Below are 16,717 nucleotides of genomic sequence, written 5' to 3'. Positions count from 1 at the left end.
GCCTAGAGCTGTTCGGTTTCGGCGTAGTCCTGCTCGCCGCCGTCGTTGTCGCTGAAGTTGCCGCTGTCGGACCAGGTGCCGGTGGCCGCGTCGTAACCCACCACGCTGGAGGGGTCGAACGAAGCCGGGCTGTCCTTGAGCGAGAGGCCGAGCGCGTGCAGCTTGACCTTGACCTCGTCGATGGACTTCTGGCCGAAGTTACGGATGTCCAGCAGATCCGATTCGGTGCGTGCGACCAGCTCGCCGACGGTGTGCACACCCTCGCGCTTGAGGCAGTTGTAGGACCGGACCGTCAGGTCCAGATCCTCGATCGGCAGACCGAACGAGGCGATGTGATCCGCCTCGGCCGGCGACGGGCCGATCTCGATGCCTTCGGCTTCGACGTTCAGCTCACGGGCCAGGCCGAAGAGCTCGACCAGGGTCTTGCCCGCCGAGGCGAGCGCGTCCCGGGCGCTGATGGAGTTCTTGGTCTCCACGTCCAGGATGAGCCGGTCGAAGTCGGTGCGCTGCTCGACACGGGTGGCCTCGACCTTGTAGGTCACCTTGAGCACCGGGGAGTAGATCGAGTCCACCGGGATCCGGCCGATTTCCGCACCGGACGCCTTGTTCTGCACTGCCGGGACGTAACCGCGACCGCGCTCGACGACCAGCTCGATCTCGAGCTTGCCCTTGTCGTTCAGGGTGGCGATGTGCATGTCCGGGTTGTGCACCACGACGCCGGACGGCGGGACGATGTCATCGGCGGTGACGGTGCCGGGGCCCTGCTTGCGCAGGTACATGGTGACCGGCTCGTCCTCCTCCGAGGACACGACCAGACCCTTGAGGTTCAGGATGATGTCGGTGACATCTTCCTTCACACCGGGGACGGTGGTGAACTCGTGCAGGACGCCATCGATGCGGATGCTCGTCACCGCGGCCCCCGGGATCGAGGACAGCAGGGTACGGCGCAGCGAATTGCCGAGGGTGTAACCGAAGCCCGGCTCGAGGGGTTCGATGGTGAACTTCGAGCGGTTCTCCGCCACGACCTCTTCGGTCAGGGTCGGACGCTGGGAAATCAGCATGTGGATCATCCTCCTTTGTGGGCGCCCGCTATTTGACGCCTCGTCTAAGGGTTGTGCGTGATCGCCCGGGATGGACGATCACGCACCAGCAGCGGAGCAGCTGTTACTTCGAGTAGTACTCGACGATCAGCTGTTCCTGCAGCGGCACATCGATCTGGGCGCGCTCGGGCTCCTGGTGGACCAGGATGCGCAGGCGGCCAGGGATGACCTGGAGCCAGCCGGGGACCGGACGGTCGCCGACGGTCTCGCGCGCCACCTGGAACGGCAGCGTGTTCAGCGACTTCTCCTTGACATCGATGATGTCGTACTGGGTGACGCGGAAGGAGGGAACATCCACCTTCCGGTTGTTCACCAGGAAGTGGCCGTGGCTGACCAGCTGGCGGGCCTGGCGGCGGGTGCGCGCCAGACCGGCGCGGTACACGACGTTGTCCAGACGGGTTTCGAGCAGGCGAAGCAGGTTGTCACCGGTCTTGCCCTTGAGGCGGTTGGCCTCTTCGTAGTACCGGCGGAACTGCTTCTCCATCACGCCGTAGGAGAAGCGAGCCTTCTGCTTCTCCTGCAGCTGGAGCAGGTATTCGCTCTCCTTGATCCGCGCGCGGCCGTGCTGGCCGGGCGGGTAGGGGCGACGTTCGAACGCCTGGTCGCCGCCGACCAGGTCGACGCGGAGGCGACGGCTCTTGCGCGTTGCGGGTCCGGTGTAACGGGCCATTGTGGTCTACCTTCCTTTCCCGTTAGACGCGACGCCGCTTGGGCGGACGGCAGCCGTTGTGCGGCTGCGGGGTGACATCGGAGATCGTGCCCACTTCCAGGCCCGCGGCCTGCAGCGAACGGATCGCGGTCTCGCGGCCCGAACCGGGGCCCTTGACGAACACGTCGACCTTCTTGACGCCGTTCTCCTGCGCCTTGCGGGCCGCGTTCTCGGCGGCCAGCTGCGCGGCGAACGGGGTCGACTTGCGCGAACCCTTGAAACCGACGTGGCCGGAGGACGCCCAGGAGATGACGTTGCCGGACGGGTCGGTGATCGACACGATCGTGTTGTTGAACGTGGACTTGATGTGCGCGTGGCCGTGCGGGACGTTCTTCTTTTCCCGGCGACGCGACTTCTGGGTCTTCTTGGGGCCGGAGGCCCGTGACTTCGGAGGCATCGGTTATCCCTACTTCTTCTTGCCGGCGACGGTCTTCTTCGGACCCTTGCGCGTACGCGCATTGGTCTTGGTGCGCTGGCCGCGCACCGGCAGGTGGCGACGATGACGCAGGCCCTGGTAGCAGCCGATTTCGATCTTGCGACGAATGTCGGCCTGCACCTCGCGGCGCAGGTCACCTTCGACCTTGAACTCCGAGGCTTCGATGTAGTCGCGCAGCTTGGTCAGATCGTCGTCGGTCAGATCCTTCGACCGCAGATCCGGGCTGACCGAGGTCGCCGCCAGGATTTCCTTGGCGCGGGTACGGCCGATACCGAAAATGTAGGTCAGTGCGATCTCCATGCGCTTTTCGCGCGGGAGATCGACGCCCATGAGACGTGCCATGTGGCAGTTCCTTAATCGTTGCGGAGGTCTGCTCCCTGTCCGTCCCCTCGTCGTGGCGGGGCCCCGGCCTCCGTACCGGGGGTTGGCTCATGCACCTCGGGGGTGAACCCGAATTCCGCAGTGCACGGCTGGAGCTGGGAGTTCTTCTCGGGCGAGTGGCGCTCGCCCATTCAATTGGTGTGCCAATCCGAACCGCGTTCGGTGCTTGGCTGGTGTCAGCCCTGACGCTGCTTGTGGCGCAGGTTCTCGCAGATCACCATGACCCGGCCGTTACGGCGGATCACCTTGCACTTCTCGCAGATCTTCTTGACGCTCGGCTGAACCTTCACGTCCGTCCAATCTTGTTGTGGTTCACACGTGCTGTGAACACAGCTTTTCCCCAGCCTGCCGGCTGGGGAATTCCTGTTTCCCCCGGTCCGTGGATCGAGGAAGTCTTGTGGGCAGCCAATCGCGAGCAGGGACCGCTCGCCGACTCACTTATAGCGATAAACGATACGGCCGCGGGACAGGTCGTAGGGCGAGAGCTCGACGACCACACGGTCCTCCGGCAGGATGCGGATGTAGTGCTGCCGCATCTTGCCGCTGATGTGCGCGAGAACCTTGTGCCCGTTCTCGAGCTCGATCCGGAACATCGCATTGGGCAGCGGCTCGACAACTCGACCCTCGACCTCGATGGCCCCGTCTTTCTTCGCCATATCCTCCGCGATCCCGGTTATGCTCAACCTGGTCTGATTGGTGGTACCGCCCGAATGCAACCGGTCGGTATGGACTGCTTGAGCCCGGACCGGTCGCATGCGAACAGTCGGCGCATAGGTGCACCGCCGCTCAAGCTTACCGGCAGGCGCCCGATCGGGCAAAACACGCCCACAGTCCCCCATCACGGGGCTCTCGGCGCACGGCGCGGAGCACCCACCGCGAGCCTTCCCATCGGAGCACCGCCTGCCCCGGGGCGTGCTTCGGAGGCGGCGGCGAAGCGTAACCACGCAGAGCCTCCGGGGCAGGCAAATGTGGGAACTGCCTCGCCCACGCCGGAACCCGGCTGTCGCGTAAACTGACCGCTGTCCGAGGTCCAGCACATCAGAGGGGGATGCGTGAGCCGCAGCAATGACGGCCTCCCCATGCTGCCGCCGTGGCTCTCCGACAGCGAGGTCACCCAGGTCGGGCAGCAGATCGACTACGAAGCCCCACCGGTTCAGAACCTTCCGCACGACGAACTGATCGAGGACACCCCCGCCCCCAAGCGCCGCTTCAAGCGGCCGGCTCCCGAGGGCGACCGCTCCGACGCCCCCGGCCCCCGCAAGGAGAAGCGCCGCAAACCCTGGCGCCGGGACAAGAACGACGACCACCAGGTCGAGGAGCACGCCGGCGAGCGTAATGAGGTCGGACCTCGCACGTCGCGACCCGGAGATCAATGGTCGAACCCACCGCAGCAACTCGACGGCGGCAGGCAGAGCGCGCCGCCGTTCGAGCAGCGCCCGGCCGACTACCGGCCTGCGGACCGGTCCCCCGAATCCGGTCCGGCCGACCCGTATCAATCCGCCCCCACCCAGCAGCCCTACCGCCCGGGTCCGGACAACTCATGGCAGCAGGGTCCGGCTCAGACCGCCGACCGTCCGTCGGCGCAGCTGCCGACCCGCACCCCGAGCGAACCGCCGGCCGAGTTCCAGCCGCTCGGGCCGCGCCCACCACAGCCGCCGGTCGATCAGCAGCCGATCTCGACCGAGGCGACGGTGCATCTCGGCCCGCGCTCGCATCCACCCGCGCCGCCCGCCCCACCGCAGGCCCCGACTCACACCCCTGCACCGCAAACTCCGATCGCACCGCTGCCACACGCCTCCTCACCGCAGACTCCGATCGCACCGCAGCCGCACGCCTCGTCGCCACAGATCCCGCTCGCACCGCAACCGCCGCAGCGGCACGCGCCGACGCCACAGACTCCGATCGCGCCGCTGCCACACGCCTCCTCACCGCAGATCCCGCTCGCACCGCAACCGCCGCAGCGACACGCGCCGACGCCACAGACTCCGATCGCACCGCAGCCAGACACGTCGACGCCCCAGACCCCGATCGCACAGCAGCCACACGCCTCCTCACCGCAGATCCCGCTCGCACCGCAACCGCCGCAGGGGCACGCGTCGACGCCGCAGACCCCGATCGCGCAGCAGCCGCAGCCGCACGCCTCGTCGCCACAGCCCCCGATCGCGCAGCAGCCGCACGCCTCCTCACCGCAGGATCCGATCGCGCCCTCGCAGGCAACCTCGGCCGACGCGACGTCGACGGCTGATCGACCGGCAGTCTCCGAGCGGGCTTCCTCGCAGGGTGGCCCCGACGCGTTGTCCGTCGACCGCGCGGAGACGCCGACCGCGGAGCCGCCATCGTGGTTGGAGGGACCGCGGGCCGCCGAAGGTGATCAGGCCGAGGGCCGCGAGACCGGCGAAGGCAGCGGAACTTCCGCGGGTACAACTCCAGCGACAGCGCAGACCTCCCCCGACGCAACATCGAATCGCACGTCCGGCTCGCAGGCGTCGGCATCCGTCGCGGGTGCCGGACCCGCCGAGGCACCGCCGGCGTGGCTCGCGCCGGCGGACTCCGCGAACACGCCCGAGCAGCCGACCGCGCAGCGCCCGCTGCCGCGGCTGCCCGACCTGCCGCCACCGCCGAGCCGGCCCCGAGCTTCCACGGACGCAGCCGAATCGGTGCCGAGTAACGCTGCGAGCGATCCTGCGTCGGCTCCCGATGCCGACGATCGAGGAGCCCCGAGCGATCTGCGGACCGATTCGGCGACTGGCTCGCCGAAACCGATCTCATCGACACCGGCCGATGACGTCGCGGTGCGCCGTCCTGATGAGGCACCCCGCTCAGCGCAGTCGGGCGCCGTCGAGCAGGCCGTCGATCCGAACCGCGCCCCGGCTTCTGAGGGTCGCCCCAGCCCGGCGGACAGTGCGGTGTCGACCATGCGTGGCCGGCACTGGCTGCCGTCCGAGGGGCCGGACGCGTCGGCAGACCAGGTCCGCGCCACTCCGGCCGACGCTGCCGAGGCACGTCCGCAGCAGGCGGCGCCACCGGCGGCGGACGGCCCCGTACCGGGCCAACCGCAGAATCCGCACGCCGCGGCTTCGCCCCATACGTCGGGCTCCGAGCACCCGCTGCCCTCCCAGCCGGTCACCGGCATCGGCAGTGGCACCGGCAGTGGCACCGAGCAAGCCCGGCCGACCGCCCCCGAACAGTCGTGGCACACCGGGCAATCCGCGGCCGAGTCCGCGGTCGGGCCGTCACCTATCGCCCAGCCGCCGCGCTCCTTCGCGGCACCGGTGAGCGAGTCGGCTCCCGCAGTCGAGCCGGAAGCTGGCCGGGGTGGATCGCAGAGCATCTACACCACGCCTGCTACCCATTCGTCCGGCTTCGAGCGCCCGCAGCCGTCGCAACCGATCACCGGCACCGAGCAGAATTCGTTGCGAGCGCCCGAACATCCGTCGCAGGTCGGGCCGCGTGGCGCCGACCAGCAGGGTCGACCTGGACCGAACGCCCCGCAGTGGCAGGGCCCGGTCGCACCCGGTCCCGAGGCGCCGGGGCCGCATCATCCAGCGCCCATGCGCGCGCCGAGCGATCAGGCGCCGGGTCCGCACGGTTATCCGCAGGCCCCGGGCCCGATGGCGCCGAATCGAGCTCCGCTCTCTGCGCCGGGTCCGCACGCCGCACCGGAATATCCCTCGGCGCCACAGCATCCCGTGCAGCCACAGCATCCGGTACAGCCACAGCATCCTGTTCCGCCGCAGCATTCCGCGGCGCACGGTGCGAACCCACCGCAGCAGCCCGCGCAGCCGCAGCAGTGGGGCATGCAACAGCAGCCACCGGTGCCGACACCGTCGCTGGACAATGTGCCGATCCGAGGGCGCGCGGCCAAGAAGCCTGCGGGCTCCGGCTGGCGTAAGGCGGTGCACCATGTGTCGGGCGGCGCCATCAACCCGGGCATGTCGGCCGAGGAACGCCGGTTGCAGGAGTTGGTGGCGCGGATTCGGCAGCCGGTGCGAGGCGATTACCGCATCGCGGTGCTCTCGCTGAAGGGTGGTGTCGGCAAGACCACGACCACCATGGGTCTGGGCTCGACCTTCGCCTCGATCCGCGGCGACCGCGTGATCGCCGTCGACGCCAACCCGGACTTCGGCACCTTGTCGCAGCGGGTGCCGTTGCAGACCCGGTCGACGGTGCGCGACCTGCTGCTCGATTCCTCGATCCAGCGCTACTCGGACGTGCGCAGGCACACCTCGCAGGCCACCAGCCGACTGGAAGTACTTGCCAGTGAACGCGATCCGGCGGCGTCGGAGGCGTTCAACGAGGACGAGTACCGGGCCGTCGCGCGGATCTTGCAGCGGTTCTACAACATCATCCTCACCGACTGCGGCACCGGTCTGATGCACTCGGCCATGGCCGGTGTGCTGGAGCTGGCACATTCGCTGGTGTTGATCTCCTCCCCCGCGATCGACGGCGCCCGCAGTGCCGCCGCGACACTGGACTGGTTGTCGCTGCACGGGCACGACCATCTGGTGCGAAACGCGGTGGTGGTGATCAACTCTCCACGCGCCGGATCACCGAATGTGGGCATCCAGCAGTTGCGCGAGTACTTCCTGTCGCGCTGTCGCGCGGTGCACATCATCCCGTTCGACCAGCACATGTCCGAGGGCGCGGAGATCGATCTGCACCGGCTGCACAAGCAGACCAAGCGGGCATATGTGGAACTGGCGGCGACGGTCGCCGATGACTTCGCGACCGATCACCGCCGCTACCGGGGTTGACGAGAGGTCGCGGCCGTTACCCGGCCGCGACCTTCTCAGCACACTGTTCCGCCGCCCCGCCCGCTCACCATTCGGGCAGCCTGCGCCGACCGGCCAGTACGTCGCGTACCAGGTCGTCGTAGGCGTCGGCCAGTTCGGCCAGGTGATGCCAGGCGCTGTGCAGCAGATCATCGTGGGCGTCGAGGGTCATCAACGCGTGATGGGCCCGCACGGACGCCTCGGCCAGCCGGTCGATCACCGCGCCGATGGTTTCGGTATGCAGGGTGGCGCCCAGCCGGTGCTGAGGGACATTGCGCACCACCCAGTCATCGATCGCCATCACCAATTCGCCTCGGCGGCGCTCGATTTCGATGACGGTCGAGGGCCGGGTGTCGATCGATCCGCCCCGGCCGACCAGCCGTCTCTCATGCAGAATCGCCAGGTCACGGGCATACCAGAGCAGCTGACCGCCGATAACACGGTGCCCTCGGCACGCTCTGACAAGTAGATCCGAGGTCGGCAGCGGCCCGGAAATCTGGGGCTGCGCCACCGGATCGGCACTTCGCTGAGTGCCGGGAAGAGCCATTACGACTGTTGTATCCGAACCTGCCACGGTTGCCTCGCCGTCATCGCCGCACAACACCGGATCAGTACGTTCATTACAATAAACCTCGGAAAACCCCTGTCAAGCGTAATCGGGCCGTAGTGGGCCGAAAAGTGTACACTTCGTTACCTGCACGACCAACCGAGGAGCAAGATGGCGGACGGTCCGACGTATCACCGGATCGCAGACCTCCTCCGCGAGGAGATCCGCGCAGGCAGGTGGAAGCCGGGTGATCGACTGCCCAGCCATGCCGAGCTGGCCGATCAGATGCAGGTTTCGATCACTACCGCGCGCAACGCAATTCAGGTTCTGGTCACCGAGAACCTTGTCTACACAGCTACTTCCCGTGGAACGCTGGTCCGAAACCAGGAAGTACTCGAATCCGTGGTCACAGATCATATCCGACCGAATCGGCCACGGTCGGCACATGACATTTTCGAGGAAATCGCGCGCGCCGCCGATCGCGAACCCAGCAAGGAATTCAGCGCCCGTATGGAGCCCGCCGGTACGGAAGTGGCGCAATGGCTGGGCGTTCCGGCTGATTCCTGGGTGCTCGCCCGCACGGTCGTCCAGTATTTGGATAACGAACCGTGGTCCTGGGAGGTCAGTTTCTATCCGCGTGATCTCGCCGAAGCCACCGGAATCGACTCACCGCACGACATTCCCGAGGGTACGACTCGCCGACTGGCCGATCGTGGCCACGCCGAGACCGCCCATCGCGATACCGTCGTCGCCCGGCCCGCAACCGCCGAGGAGGCCATTGTGCTCGGAGTCGCCACCGGCACCGTTCTGCTCGATCACCTTCGGATCGGCGCCAATCATGAACGCGTCACCCGCGCCACCAGGCATCGTTCGATCGCCACTCGCAATCGGCTGGCCTATGAACTAGGTGACGACGAGGGCACGGCCGTGATCCGCCGCGCCCTCGGCAGTTCCTATCGGCCCGGCATCGCGTAGCCATGTCCGTGGTCATCCGGCCCGCGGTGCTCGCCGACCTCGGTACCATCTGCCGGCTTCGGGTACAGCGCACCGCATGGCTGAGCGCGCGCGGTTCGGACCAGTGGACCGTGGCCGGGCGGGGCCTGCCGATCGAGATCTTCGCGCGGTCGGTGGGCCGCTGCCTCGACGCCGGGGAAACCTGGATCGCCGAGGTGTGCGGCAGGCCCGCGGGCACGATCACCGTGAACGATCGGGCCGATCAAGGACTCTGGGATCCCGATGAGCTCTCCGACGCGGTGATCGTGCACTACATGATCGTCGATCTGCGTTACGCGGGCCGCGGGGTCGGCCGTCGGCTGCTCGCCCACGCGGGCGAGCTGGGCCGCGAGTACGGCCGGGATTGGGTGCGGCTCGATGCTTGGACCACCAACACCGACCTGCACGCCTACTACCGCAGGGCCGGCTTCCAGCTGGCCCGGATCGCCGGCGACGCGACGCTCGGTCCGTCGCGGGCATTGTTCGAGCGGCGCACCGATTCGTGGACGCCGGCACGCCACGACAGCGCTCCCGTGTTCACCCCGGTACACGGCTGATCCGGCACTCGCGACCTACGCGACGGATATCGCTCGAACTCGCACGGCAGTGCCCGAGCTCGATGCCGGGCTCGCGCGCAGCGGAACGATCGCCTACAGCGGTGGCAGGTGGGCGATCTGGATCATCTCCTGGCCCCGGGTGCGGGAGACCAGCATGCCGCGACCGGGTGGGAGTTTGGTGGGGCGGACGTCGCCGATCAGTTTGCCTTCGTCGCGCGGGCCGCTCATGATCAGCGCGTCGACGGACAGGTTCTTCATACCGCCGAGCACGTGGTCGTAGAGCGCGCGGGAGACGCCGCCGATGCGCCGGGTGACCACCAGGTGCAGACCGATATCGCGGGCCTGGGGCAGGTATTCCAGCAGCGGCAGCAGCGGATTGGTACCCGCGGTGATCATGTCGTAGTCGTCGACCAGAACGTAGATCTCCGGGCCTTCCCACCAGCTGCGGTCGCGCAGCTGCTGCGGGGTGATGTCGGAGCCGGGGATGCGTTTGGACAGGTAGCGGGCCAGTTCGGTGATCATCGGTCCGCTGGTCTGCGAGGAGGTGGAATAGCCCGCCAGGCGTTCATCGGGGACGACTCCGAGCAGGCTGCGGCGGTAGTCGATCATGATGATCCTGGCCTCACCGGGCGCGGAGTTCTCCACCACGCCCATGGCGATATTGCGCAGCAGGGTGGTCTTGCCGCATTCGACGTCGGCGAAGGCCATGAAGTGCGGTTCGGCGTCGAAATCCAGCACGAACGGATCCAGTTCGTTCTCCCCGAGCCCGACCACGACCTTGGTCGCGCTCTGCCGGACGCCGTGCGCGCGGGCGATGGCCAGCACCTGATCCCGGGAGATCTCCAGCGGCAGCATGCGCACCTCGGGGGCGCGCCTGGTGCCCCACAGCTGTACCAGCTGTTTCTTGGCGGCCGCGACACCGTCGGTGAGGGTGGTGGGATCCGAGTCGGAGTCCAGCCGCGGCAGGGCGATCAGCATGTGCAGCTCATCGGGGGTCAGGCCGCGGCCCGGGCGTCCGACGGGCACCAAGGCCGCGGTGCGCCTGCCCATTTCCGAATCCGAGGGATCGCCGAGGCGCAGCTCCAGCCGGGTGCCGATCTGGTCCTTGATCACCGGCCGGATCTCGCCCCAGCGCGAGGCACCGAGGATGAGGTGGATGCCGTAGGACAGGCCCTGCTGGGCGATGGCGTTGACGGCAGGCTCCAGGGTGTCGAATTCCTCGCGCATGGCCGCCCAGCCGTCGATGACCAGGAAGACGTCGCCGAACTGGTCGGCGGCCAGCGGGTCGTCGGGTGCCGGTGGGTTGCCGTTGGCGGCGGCTTCGAGCTGGGCGTATTTGCGGCGACGGAACTCCACCATGGACTCGATGCCGAGTTCGGTGAATCGTTCCTCGCGCTGGGTGAGCAGCGAGGTGAGCTCAGCGATGGTGCGTCGCACCCGATCGCGGTCGAGGCGGCCGGCCACGGAGCCGACGTGCGGGATCCCGGACAAGCCGGTCATGCTGCCACCGCCGAAGTCGAGGCAGTAGAACTGCACCTGCTCCGGGGAGTGGGTGGCGGCCGCGGCCATGATGATGGTGCGCATGGTCGTCGACTTACCCGACTGCGGACCGCCGACCACGGCGACATTGCCCTGGCCGCCGGCCAGGTTGATGGTGAGCACATCGCGGCGCTGTTCGTAGGGCTTGTCGATGATGCCGATGGGCATCCACAGCTGCCCGTGCCGGTTGGCCGGAGAACGCCAGTCCGGGTCGGGCAGCAGCATGTCGACGGTCGGTGATTCGTCCAATGGCGGCAGCCACACCTCGTGCGCCGGCCGTCCGTGCCCGGTCAGCCGTTTGACCACGACCTCGAGCAGCGAATCGGGCAGGCCCTCTTCGGTATCCGCGGTCTCGGTGCCGGGCGGCGGGGGCAGCTCGGGCAGGCCGAGTGGACCCGCCGGTTCGGGCGCGGGCTCGATCCTTTCCGGCATCTCCACCGGCGCGGCGGTGAACACCGCAGGTGCCTGCCCGCTGCTGACGCTGCCGCCTGCCTCGCGGGTGCCGGTCGGTGAGACGTAGGGCCCGGAGACGTAGGTGGCGTTGAAGCGCAACGGATCGTCGGCGTCGCTCTTGAGATAGCCCGAGCCGGGGATGCCCGGCAGGTGGTACGCGTCGGTGATACCGAGCACCGCACGAGATTCGTTGGCCGAGAAGGTCCGCAGGCCGATCCGGTAGGACAGATGCGAGTCCAGGCCGCGCAGCTTGTTCTCCTCGAGGCGCTGCGAGGCCAGCAGCAGATGCACGTGCAGTGAGCGGCCGAGGCGGCCGATCATCACGAACAGGTCGGCGAAATCCGGTTTCTGTGACAGCAATTCGGAGAACTCGTCGACGATGACGAACAGCGCGGGCAGCGGATCGAGCTGAGCGCCCGCCGCACGGGCCTTCTCGTACTCGGTGACATTGGCGAAATTGCCCGCTGCGCGCAGCAACTCCTGGCGCCGGTTCATCTCGCCGGCCAGCGCGTCCTTCATCCGGTCGACCATCGATAGCTCTTCCTCGAGGTTGGTGATCACCGCCGCCACATGCGGCAGCGGATCGAGTCCGAGGAAGGTCGCACCGCCCTTGAAGTCGACGAGCACCAGGTTGAGGTAGTCCGGTGAATGCGTGGTGACCAGCGACAACACCAACGTCCGCAGGAACTCCGATTTACCGGAGCCGGTGGCGCCGATGCACAATCCGTGCGGGCCCATGCCGTTCTCGGCCGACTCCTTGATGTCGATCTCGACCGGCGTGCCGTCGGGTGTGACGCCGATCGGCACCCGCAGCCGTTCGCGGGCGGTGCGCGGACGCCACACCTTCGAGGCTTCGATCTGGGCGGCGTCGGGAATCTTGAGCAGCGCCATCAGACCGGGATCTGCCCTGGTCTCGTCGCCGAGGCTGACGATCTGGGCGGCGGTAGCAATGCGGTAGCGGGCCTGGCCGCGACCGAACGCGGTGGCTTCGGCGATGCTGACCTCGTCGGCGGTGGCGAACTTCTCGATGCCCGCCGCGCTGCGCGCGCTGACGTCGCCGTCGGCGACCACGAGCTGCAGGCCACGGCGCACCGCGAGCCCGTCCTCGGGTGCGGTGAGGTCGAGCACGGTCACCGAGTCCAGGCCGGATTCGCTGACCAGGCGTTCGGTGCCGTTGACGTAGCCATCGTCGATGACGACCACCAGATGCAGCCTGCCCTGCGTCGGCTGCGGATTGCGCATGAACCGGCCGCGTTCGATCAGCTCCGCGGACAGCGCGGTTTCCAGTTCACCCAGTGAGCCGTACATCATCCGGGCCGAGCCCATACCGTCGCGCATCGTCGGATGTTGCAGGTGCGGAAGCCATTTCGCCCATGCCCAGTTCGGCCCGTCCGGGTCGGCGCAGACGATCGCGATCGCGACGTGGTCGGGGCCGTGGAAGGCGGCCAGCTCCATCAGCATGGCCCGCACCAGGGTGCGCGCCTCCTCGGCGACCCCGCCGATATTGATGGCGGGGAACGCGCGCAACGAGACCGCCGTCGGGAGGCGGTGCACCACCGAATGGGTGCGCACGAACCGGCGCAGCGCCACCGTCGACACCGGTTCGAGGTCCTCGAGCGGGCCGGTCTCCGGGCGGGCCAGTTTGGTGGCGAGGCGGTGGCTGCCGATGCCGACGCGGACATGCCCGAAATCCGGGTCGGCCGGGCGGCGTTCCCACATGCGGCGGGTTCCGATCACCGAGCGCAGGTCCATCGGCTCGGGATGGCTCCAGGTAAGTGCCTCGAGCTGTTTACTTCCGGTGCGGCGCACGTCTTTTCGCATCTGGTCGAGGTAACGGAAGTAGTCCTTGCGTTCCTCGTTGAGCTCGGCCGCCGACTTCGGTCCGCCGCCGCTGCGCATTCCCAACATCATGCCGACCATCGACATGATCATCATCATCGGGAACATCATCATCATCGGATTGGCGAACAGGTTGCGGCCCATCATCGCCATCATCGCGATCATGCCGACGACGGCGACGAGCATCACCACCGGCATCAGCTTGACCAGCAGCGGAGCGGGCAGCGGGCGCGGGATCTCCGGCGGGGAGTTCAACGCGACTTCCCCGCCGGGTGCGCGCGGCGGCGCGATCCTCGGGCGTCGCACGAAACCTTCGGTAACCATGGCGGTCCGCTACCCCTCTGTTGCTTCCGGGTCGAGGTCGGAGATGTCGGCGTCCTCGCCGCGGCGACGGAACGGGATCCACAGCGCGGTGCCGATCCCCAGCACGGCCAGGCAGGTGATCGCACCGATGGCGGCGATGCGGCGTGGCAGCGGGTCCGGGCCGGGCGGGCGCCACGGCTGCGCCATCGGGCTCGGGACGTCGGCGCCTTCGCTGATCGGCTGATCGGGCAGTTCCGCGGTCAGCGCGGCCACGGGGTCGATCAGGCCGTGGCCGATACGGTCGTCGCGGCCGGGCCCCGGTGCGTGCGCGGTGCGTTCGATCCGGTCGATCACCTGGGCGGCGGTCAGTTCCGGGAAACGGGAACGGACGAGGGCGGCCAGGCCGGCGACGTAGGGTGCGGCGAAACTGGTGCCCTCGATGGGGCTGATGCCTTCGGCGGTCTGCACGCCGTCCACCAGGCCGACGCCGCCGGGTTTGCTGTCGAGGGAGACGATCTGGCGGCCGATGGCGGCGACACCGATCCACGGGCCGTTCAGCGAAAGTTCGGACACGACGCCGTTCGGATCGACCGAGGCGACCGAGAGCACATACGGGTCGAACCAGGCGGGGCTCGCCACCGTCTGCACCCCCGCCCACCCGGATCCGGTGTTCTGCGCTTTACAGGCGCCGTCGGTCTGGAGATTGCCCGCCGCCGCGACCACCACCACATTGCGGTCGTAGGCGTACTTCACCGCCGCGCCGAGCGGCTCGTCGACGGTGTCGACTCCCGCTGCGGCACAGGCCACTTCGGAGATATTGATCACCGTCGCACCCATGTCGACGGCCCGCACGACGGCCGCGGCGAGGGTGAGAACATTGCCGTAGCCCGCACTGGCGATGGCGCCCGGCTTCTCCTGCGAACCGCGGCGATCCTTGGCCTCGAACGCCAGGCTCAGCTGCCGGATGGTGAGGATCTCCGCCTCCGGCGCCACACCGGCGAAGGCGTCATCGGGGCTCGGCCGGGCCGCGATGATGCCCGCGACCAGGGTGCCATGTCCATCGCAGTCGACGGTTCCGTCGGTACCGGAGACGTAATCACCGCCTGCCTGCAACGCGGGCAGCCGGGGATGGCGGTTGACGCCGGTATCGATCACCGCCACTTTCTGCCCGGCCCCTCGGCTGAACTGCCAGGCCGAGGGCAGATCGAGCACGGCCTGGGACACCGGGACCTCGACGGGTGGGCCACCGTTGAGCACCGGTTCGGCACAGACCGATCGCTGTTCGGTGGGTTCGAGGGGCGCCGGGCGACCACTGAGAGCCTGTGCCGCGGCCAGCGCACCGGGATCGATCTCCGGTGGCGGGACGGCATGTGCCGCCGGCAGGCCGAAGCCAGCAAGACTCAGCGTGATAGCGGCGGCCACCGCATGGGCACGCCTGCCCATCAGATATTCCGTGCCATCGCGTACACGCCCATGATCCACAGCACCAGCGGAATCACCGTGCAGATCAGCAGATATTCGAAGATCTCGCCGGAACGCCGTGTCACCGGGGTGATCTCGATGTGCGGGCCGATCACGCCGAACACCACGACCGCCACCGCCAGTGCCAGCAGCAGCCCACCGCAGAGCAGCGGATCGGCGCCGCCGAGAGCCAGCCCGGTGAGCAGCGCGGCGACGATGGTCGCACCGGCGATGATCAAGGTGGCGGCCTGCGCGAGATCGGCGAAGGCCCGGCCACGCAGGCACAGGATGATGGCGGTGACCACCGCGAGCGCGACCCCCTGCCAGCGGGAATCGCCCAGCGGGTCGGCGGCGCCGAGCGCACCGGTCACGCCCGCGATCGCACAACCGATGAGCAGGCCGGTCTGATACTGATTGGCCACGCGTGCTCGCCGGCCGAGCCCGGCCGCCGACGGCAACGCGGTGGCGCCGATCGCGCCGATGCCTTCGATGGTGGGACGCTGCTCATGATCGGCCGGGTCGATCGCACCGCCCGCGGTGGGCACCGGCGGCACCGGGAGCCGCGCCAGCACCGCCGACAGCCGCGGCACCGCCGAGATCAGCACGATCGCCGCCACCAGCAGGCCGGCACCGATCTTCGGCAGCGCCGGATCCCACACCATGCGCACCAGCGCGGCCACTCCCCCGCAGACCGCGACCGTGATCGCGGCGGTGAACAGGGTGGCGCCGGTGCCGGTCGCGCGATAGACGCCGACCGCGGCGACCAGCGTCACCGAAAAGCCCAGCAGCAGATGCGGACTGCCGAGATCACCGGGCACGAACAGGGCAGCGCCGCCGAACAACAGCAGCAGCGCACCGAAAGACAACCAGACCGCGGTGAGTTCGTCGTCGTACTTGCGCGCGGCGATGGCGGCGGCCACCGCCGCGCCGATGCCGACACCGGTGGCCAGGAACGGGGCCGCGATTCCGAGCCCGGCGTCGCGGCCGGCGGCGAACAGGGCGAGCGCGAGCACGGCGGCCACCACGGAGGCGACCAAACCGGTCCAGCGCGCGGCGCTCGGCGACCAGCCGCGAAAGTCGTTGGCGGTCAAGCGGGATACCGCATCGATGACGTCGTCGAACAGAGCCGGCGATTCCTTGGCGCTCACCGAACGCAGCACGAGCAGTTCGCCGTCGAAGACCTCCGCCTCGGTGAGCGTGCGGCTCGGCGCGATGGCGTCACGGCCCAGCCGGGCCAGCGTCCAGTGCCGAGTCTGCAGCGGAGCGCCGCCGTCTTCGGAGTCGACGGGTGCGGGGTTGCGGGACTCGATGAGAGCCACCAGATCGCCCATGAAGGTCGCGATCGGCACGTTGGCCGGCAACCCGACATCGAGCTGGGTATTTCCCCCGATGACGGAAACCCGGCACAGTTCTGGCTCAGCGGTACCGGCGCCGCTGCTCAACGTCTCGGTCAATTGTCGAACGACCCCAGTTCTTTCCTGCACGTTTCAGACACTCGCGACCGGATTCCTACCCGTCGAACCACCGGCGAGCCACTCCGCGGCACCGGCTCGATATTGCGACCGGACCACGTTGCAACCTACCGGCAGCGAACAATAATGTATCGGACAGGCCATGCCGACGCGAT

The 16,717-nt window shown here is 68.3% G+C and carries 13 protein-coding genes and 1 pseudogene; 4 read left to right on the top strand and 10 right to left on the bottom strand.

Going from position 1 to position 16,717, the window contains the following annotated elements; genetic code table 11:
- Window positions 1–2: 2 nt before the first annotated feature.
- The 6 genes from AC4HOU_RS15045 to infA all read right to left on the bottom strand — a co-directional run bounded on the left by AC4HOU_RS15045 (window position 3) and on the right by infA (window position 3,282).
- Entirely contained in the window at window positions 3–1,061 is a 1,059-nt protein-coding gene (locus tag AC4HOU_RS15045) for a DNA-directed RNA polymerase subunit alpha (protein ID WP_014349149.1), read from the bottom strand.
- Window positions 1,062–1,164: 103 nt separating this feature from the next.
- Window positions 1,165–1,770 carry a 30S ribosomal protein S4 gene (gene rpsD, locus AC4HOU_RS15040; protein WP_036533322.1) on the bottom strand — a complete coding sequence of 202 codons (606 nt, stop codon included), beginning with the start codon at window positions 1,768–1,770 and terminating at the stop codon, window positions 1,165–1,167.
- A 22-nt stretch (window positions 1,771–1,792) separates the two neighbouring features.
- Window positions 1,793–2,206 carry a 30S ribosomal protein S11 gene (gene rpsK / locus AC4HOU_RS15035; RefSeq protein ID WP_014349147.1) on the bottom strand — a complete coding sequence of 138 codons (414 nt, stop codon included), beginning with the start codon at window positions 2,204–2,206 and terminating at the stop codon, window positions 1,793–1,795.
- 9 nt (window positions 2,207–2,215) lie between these two features.
- Window positions 2,216–2,587: a 30S ribosomal protein S13 gene (gene rpsM / locus AC4HOU_RS15030; protein ID WP_014349146.1), complete on the bottom strand. Its 372-nt coding sequence runs from the start codon at window positions 2,585–2,587 to the stop codon at window positions 2,216–2,218.
- Between the two features lie 215 nt (window positions 2,588–2,802).
- Entirely contained in the window at window positions 2,803–2,916 is a 114-nt protein-coding gene (gene rpmJ / locus AC4HOU_RS15025; protein WP_003938068.1) for a 50S ribosomal protein L36, read from the bottom strand.
- Window positions 2,917–3,060: 144 nt separating this feature from the next.
- Window positions 3,061–3,282, bottom strand: a complete 222-nt coding sequence (gene infA, locus AC4HOU_RS15020; RefSeq protein ID WP_003418601.1) for a translation initiation factor IF-1 — start codon at window positions 3,280–3,282, stop codon at window positions 3,061–3,063.
- 396 nt (window positions 3,283–3,678) lie between these two features.
- Here infA and AC4HOU_RS15015 point away from each other — a divergent pair, with 396 nt between their 5' ends.
- Window positions 3,679–7,380: a nucleotide-binding protein gene (locus tag AC4HOU_RS15015; RefSeq protein ID WP_324197393.1), complete on the top strand. Its 3,702-nt coding sequence runs from the start codon at window positions 3,679–3,681 to the stop codon at window positions 7,378–7,380.
- A 64-nt stretch (window positions 7,381–7,444) separates the two neighbouring features.
- Here the strand turns inward: AC4HOU_RS15015 and AC4HOU_RS15010 are convergent, their stop codons facing one another.
- Window positions 7,445–7,945, bottom strand: a complete 501-nt coding sequence (locus AC4HOU_RS15010; RefSeq protein WP_163814546.1) for a DUF4254 domain-containing protein — start codon at window positions 7,943–7,945, stop codon at window positions 7,445–7,447.
- Between the two features lie 171 nt (window positions 7,946–8,116).
- Here AC4HOU_RS15010 and AC4HOU_RS15005 point away from each other — a divergent pair.
- From AC4HOU_RS15005 to AC4HOU_RS14995, 3 genes and pseudogenes are all read left to right on the top strand, one after another.
- Window positions 8,117–8,311, top strand: a pseudogene (locus AC4HOU_RS15005) (winged helix-turn-helix domain-containing protein); the annotation flags it as partial.
- A 144-nt stretch (window positions 8,312–8,455) separates the two neighbouring features.
- A complete protein-coding gene (locus AC4HOU_RS15000) occupies window positions 8,456–8,920 on the top strand; it encodes a UTRA domain-containing protein (RefSeq protein WP_228806982.1) in 465 nt (154 codons plus the stop codon).
- Between the two features lie 2 nt (window positions 8,921–8,922).
- Window positions 8,923–9,495 (top strand): GNAT family N-acetyltransferase, encoded by a 573-nt coding sequence (locus tag AC4HOU_RS14995; RefSeq protein ID WP_163814544.1) that lies wholly within the window; start codon window positions 8,923–8,925, stop codon window positions 9,493–9,495.
- 93 nt (window positions 9,496–9,588) lie between these two features.
- Here AC4HOU_RS14995 and eccCa read toward each other — a convergent pair whose 3' ends face one another.
- The 3 genes from eccCa to eccD are packed head-to-tail and all read right to left on the bottom strand — an operon-like array spanning window position 9,589 to window position 16,544.
- Window positions 9,589–13,650 (bottom strand): type VII secretion protein EccCa, encoded by a 4,062-nt coding sequence (gene eccCa, locus AC4HOU_RS14990; protein WP_195020638.1) that lies wholly within the window; start codon window positions 13,648–13,650, stop codon window positions 9,589–9,591.
- A 9-nt stretch (window positions 13,651–13,659) separates the two neighbouring features.
- The gene (mycP, locus tag AC4HOU_RS14985; protein WP_163814542.1) at window positions 13,660–15,072 is read right to left on the bottom strand and encodes a type VII secretion-associated serine protease mycosin; all 1,413 of its coding nucleotides are present in this window, start codon (window positions 15,070–15,072) and stop codon (window positions 13,660–13,662) included.
- Window positions 15,072–16,544, bottom strand: coding sequence for a type VII secretion integral membrane protein EccD (gene eccD / locus AC4HOU_RS14980; RefSeq protein WP_195006966.1), 1,473 nt, complete (start codon window positions 16,542–16,544; stop codon window positions 15,072–15,074). Before eccD ends, mycP begins: the two co-directional genes overlap by 1 nt.
- Window positions 16,545–16,717 lie beyond the last annotated feature (173 nt).

It is taken from the genome of Nocardia sp. JCM 38205 (assembly GCF_058222935.1).
The sequence above is the reverse complement of the archived record's forward strand: the minus strand, read 5'-3'. Positions and strand labels throughout refer to the sequence as shown.

What these genes read in the sequence shown, in the direction of transcription:
- rpsK (WP_014349147.1), bottom strand. Translation starts at nt 2,206, where the DNA reads ATGCCTCCGAAGTCACGGGCCTCCGGCCCCAAGAAGACCCAGAAGTCG.
- rpsM (WP_014349146.1), bottom strand. Translation starts at nt 2,587, where the DNA reads ATGGCACGTCTCATGGGCGTCGATCTCCCGCGCGAAAAGCGCATGGAG.
- infA (WP_003418601.1), bottom strand. Translation starts at nt 3,282, where the DNA reads ATGGCGAAGAAAGACGGGGCCATCGAGGTCGAGGGTCGAGTTGTCGAG.
- AC4HOU_RS15000 (WP_228806982.1), top strand. Translation starts at nt 8,456, where the DNA reads ATGGAGCCCGCCGGTACGGAAGTGGCGCAATGGCTGGGCGTTCCGGCT.
- AC4HOU_RS14995 (WP_163814544.1), top strand. Translation starts at nt 8,923, where the DNA reads ATGTCCGTGGTCATCCGGCCCGCGGTGCTCGCCGACCTCGGTACCATC.
- AC4HOU_RS15010 (WP_163814546.1), bottom strand. Translation starts at nt 7,945, where the DNA reads ATGGCTCTTCCCGGCACTCAGCGAAGTGCCGATCCGGTGGCGCAGCCC.
- AC4HOU_RS15045 (WP_014349149.1), bottom strand. Translation starts at nt 1,061, where the DNA reads ATGCTGATTTCCCAGCGTCCGACCCTGACCGAAGAGGTCGTGGCGGAG.
- eccCa (WP_195020638.1), bottom strand. Translation starts at nt 13,650, where the DNA reads ATGGTTACCGAAGGTTTCGTGCGACGCCCGAGGATCGCGCCGCCGCGC.
- rpsD (WP_036533322.1), bottom strand. Translation starts at nt 1,770, where the DNA reads ATGGCCCGTTACACCGGACCCGCAACGCGCAAGAGCCGTCGCCTCCGC.
- mycP (WP_163814542.1), bottom strand. Translation starts at nt 15,072, where the DNA reads ATGGGCAGGCGTGCCCATGCGGTGGCCGCCGCTATCACGCTGAGTCTT.